A 3,187-nucleotide genomic window follows, 5' to 3' on the forward strand; every position below is an offset into this window, starting at 1 on the left:
GAAACGGTGATACAGCCACACCGCATGCCCGATGACCTCGATCGGATACCGGTAGCCCTTGTACCTCGCTGCAATCGCCACCGACCAATCCTGGCAGCACCACACAAGCAACAACTTGACGATGCCCCAGCACGTAGTGCCCGTCGGCGGATAACAAAAGCGCACCGAGAGTAGACATGGCTACGGCCGGGAATTGGATTGTTGCCAACGACAACCGGGCCGCGACAGCCGAATGTCGGATGAATGCTGGGAGTTTCGGCCCGAGCCGACGACGACCCGCGAAGAACATCATCGAGGTAAGTGCCGATGGGCCGGACTCCGAGAATGCGGGTTCGGATTGGGATGAAGGACGCTGTTGCGATGTCCACCGAGCTCGGCCTGGCCCGCGTTACGAGGAAAACAAGCCCTGCGACATTCCTATCTGCCCGCTGAGCCGAATCTGCATCAATACTGACGAAGCATCAACTAGTCCAACAGTTTTCAACGATTCTGAGATCAGCACCCTACCGCTCGCACGGTATTGAGTAAAAGATCGCATGTCATCGGCGGCGGGCTCGCTGGCCTCGTCACAGCGTTCCTCGTCGCCGCACACATGCCGGCTGAGCGAGTGACTGTACGAGTACCTGGGCTAGCGAACCCGCGCTATGCCGATCCTTACGCTGCCGCCGGAGCGTCTGCCGGTGGTGGGGGGTACACCAGATAGCAGTTCGTGCCGCCGAAACCGAGCACGTACACAGTGTCGCAGCGGGTGAAGCTGCCATCCCGGCGTTGGTCGTAGTCGCAACGGCCCCCGCCGTTGCCCAACACGACCGCGCCGCCACAGGGCCCATCTGCGCTTGCCGGTCCCGCGACTACGATTCCGCCTGCGGCAAGTGCGCCGCCAATAGCCATCGCAGTGATCAGTTTCCTCATTTTGTGTTCCTTCGATCGCCCGGCTGGCCGGGACGTGCCGACGACTGCCAGCGGCTGGCAGTCGCCTGGGCCCATGACCCAGTTGCCCTGCACCGCAACACCCAAACTCCCGCCGACCGGTAGCGGTTCGGGGTGTCGTTCCCGTGGTGCCGTGTCTTCCATTACGTCAGCATCGCGGCCGATGGTCGAAATGTCCTCCACGCTGACGTCCATTCATGGTTCCGGCCATCTTCAATTGGCCGCTGCTCCAAATGGCCAGTTGCAGCGGCCGTGGCCGCGGTCCACGCCGCGCTCGGCGGCGCGTCCGATGTCGGCGGCTCGCGGTCGGTTCGCTCGGCTTCGGGGTACATGGTGCGGGGCCGGTCATCGTTGGCCAGGATGGCCGCATAGAGCTTGCCGCGGAGTAGCTGGTGCCGCGCCATAACATGTGCATGCCGGCGACCGGTGCGGCATGTTCGTGGTCGGCTTCGCTGCTGAAGTGGGTGTAGATGTAGGCGTGGTTGGTGTCGCGGCTGCGGCTCATGGCCACGTAGGCCGATGCGCGGCCGGCGGTTTCGCCGATGACGGCGTGCGCGGTGTCGGCGCTGATGCCTTACGCGGAGTGCACGGTGACGGCATAGCCGAGGCTGACATGCTTAGGCAAGTAATCGTTTTCGAAGACGACGCGGGCGTTGTCGGTGAGCCGTTCGGCGGCGACGCGGTTGGTCTTTGGTCGACGCCGGCGACGCCGCCAGCGATTCCCGATGCGCACCTGCTCGGGATGATCCCGGTCAGCGCGGGGGGGCCGCATGCACTGGGATGCGGGCATCGTCGTTGTGACGGCTGATGATGATGGCGCCGGCGCGGATCGTCTGCTCGCGGGCCGCCTGTGCGGTGGGCCCTCGGCGGTCAAGGTGTCGTGCAGGCGCCGGTTGAGGGCATCGGCCATCTCCCAAGTGTCACAGACCAGTAGCGCATCCTTGCCGGCCGCGGGGTCGGCCTGGTAGGCGTGTAATGCTATCGATGGCCATTGTGATGGGGTCGCCGGTGCATAGGCGGTCGTGGCTGCAATACCAGCCCACGGCCTTGCGCAGCCGGTTGCCGCGCCGCAGTGCAATGCCAGCGAGGCGGCGCGTTCCTCGCGTCGCGGATGCGCCACACTTCGGCAAGCCCCTGCGACCAGGGCAGCTCGGCGCAGAGGTGCTCGAACATGCCCCCGCGGGCTTTGACCGGGGCCAGCTGGTAGGGGTCGCCGACCAGCACGGTCTTGGCGCGCGCCGCGGTGGTCGCGGCGAGCAGGGTCTTCAATTCGGGTGTGCGCACCATGGAGGCCTCGTCGACGATGACCAGGCTGCGCTGATCAGGTGAGCTCGCCGGCACCGTGAAGCTGTAGCGCCTTGGCCGAGACGGGGCTGGTCTGCGCCTTGTTGCGCACCGCGCGCCTCGGTCCAGCCGGTGGCGATGTCGGTCACCGATCAGGGTGTGGCACAAGTCGCCGCTGGGGTCGCCGCCCTCGCGGCCGACCAGGTCGATCTCGACGAACGCGGGCACCGCGTCGTCCCAGTCCGCCCAGGTGCGGATCGGGATCTGGGACTTCAGCAGCGAGCCCGGCTTGGTCAGCGAACGGCCCTTGAGCTGCATCTTCTTGCGATCCGGGGAAAGTCGGCGATCGATGATGGCCGCGCTCATCGCGCACAGCTTCGCGGCGGTCTCCTCGGCGATGTCGAGCTCGCCGCAGGCGCGCAGCCGCCTCACGATCTCACCCAGGAACGGCGCCAGCTGCTTGCCGACCGGGCCATCGAGCACCGCCCACACCTTACGCAAACGCGGCGATCACCTCCGGACCGTACACGGGTGGACGCGGCTTACGTTTGCGCGCAACACGTTTCGGGCGCAACACAGAACGCAGCGCCTTGAGCGCATGATCGCGATCATGCCCGGTCAGCCCGCACAACTCGGCCAGCATCGCCGCCTTCTGCTTGCGCGACGTCGACAGGTACCGCCGCGCGATCACGGTCGTCACAGCCCTGCGTTGACTCATCGTCAGCCCCATACCGATTCGGGTAGCTGACCCGCGTCCCATCCCGGGGAGGCACGCCGCTACGCGGGCATTCCCCCGTGAGGCAACGACTCCGCTACGCGGGCAATTCTGATGAGTTAACGCGGCAGCCGTAGTGCCTCAAATCAAGATGCCCGCGAAATTTTGTCCGTGCCTCAGGTAGGAATGCCCGCGAAACGGGCCGGTTCAGCTGGCCTTGATCCGGATGCCTTTGCGGATGTCGGGTAGGGCGGTGGG

5 protein-coding genes are annotated in these 3,187 nt (G+C 65.7%); 1 reads left to right on the forward strand and 4 read right to left on the reverse strand.

The features are described 5' to 3' along the window. Positions 1–654 precede the first annotated feature (654 nt). Together ACLP9N_RS36950 and ACLP9N_RS36955 are read right to left on the reverse strand one after the other, a co-directional pair. Positions 655–912: a hypothetical protein gene (locus tag ACLP9N_RS36950; RefSeq protein WP_442412036.1), complete on the reverse strand. Its 258-nt coding sequence runs from the start codon at positions 910–912 to the stop codon at positions 655–657. Between the two features lie 161 nt (positions 913–1,073). Next, positions 1,074–1,334 (reverse strand): hypothetical protein, encoded by a 261-nt coding sequence (locus ACLP9N_RS36955; protein ID WP_442412037.1) that lies wholly within the window; start codon positions 1,332–1,334, stop codon positions 1,074–1,076. A gap of 74 nt (positions 1,335–1,408) precedes the next feature. Here ACLP9N_RS36955 and ACLP9N_RS36960 point away from each other — a divergent pair, with 74 nt between their 5' ends. Further along, positions 1,409–1,738: a hypothetical protein gene (locus ACLP9N_RS36960; RefSeq protein ID WP_442412038.1), complete on the forward strand. Its 330-nt coding sequence runs from the start codon at positions 1,409–1,411 to the stop codon at positions 1,736–1,738. A 170-nt stretch (positions 1,739–1,908) separates the two neighbouring features. Here the strand turns inward: ACLP9N_RS36960 and ACLP9N_RS36965 are convergent, their stop codons facing one another. Further along, a complete protein-coding gene (locus ACLP9N_RS36965) occupies positions 1,909–2,697 on the reverse strand; it encodes an AAA family ATPase (RefSeq protein ID WP_442412039.1) in 789 nt (262 codons plus the stop codon). A 10-nt stretch (positions 2,698–2,707) separates the two neighbouring features. After that, the gene (locus tag ACLP9N_RS36970) at positions 2,708–2,932 is read right to left on the reverse strand and encodes a hypothetical protein (protein WP_442412040.1); all 225 of its coding nucleotides are present in this window, start codon (positions 2,930–2,932) and stop codon (positions 2,708–2,710) included. Between the last annotated feature and the right edge of the window lie 255 nt (positions 2,933–3,187).

The sequence above is a fragment of the Mycobacterium sp. genome, assembly GCF_052144515.1.
GTDB lineage: Bacteria > Actinomycetota > Actinomycetes > Mycobacteriales > Mycobacteriaceae > Mycobacterium.

What these genes read in the sequence shown, in the direction of transcription:
- ACLP9N_RS36950 (WP_442412036.1), bottom strand. Translation starts at nt 912, where the DNA reads ATGAGGAAACTGATCACTGCGATGGCTATTGGCGGCGCACTTGCCGCA.
- ACLP9N_RS36955 (WP_442412037.1), bottom strand. Translation starts at nt 1,334, where the DNA reads ATGGCGCGGCACCAGCTACTCCGCGGCAAGCTCTATGCGGCCATCCTG.
- ACLP9N_RS36970 (WP_442412040.1), bottom strand. Translation starts at nt 2,932, where the DNA reads ATGAGTCAACGCAGGGCTGTGACGACCGTGATCGCGCGGCGGTACCTG.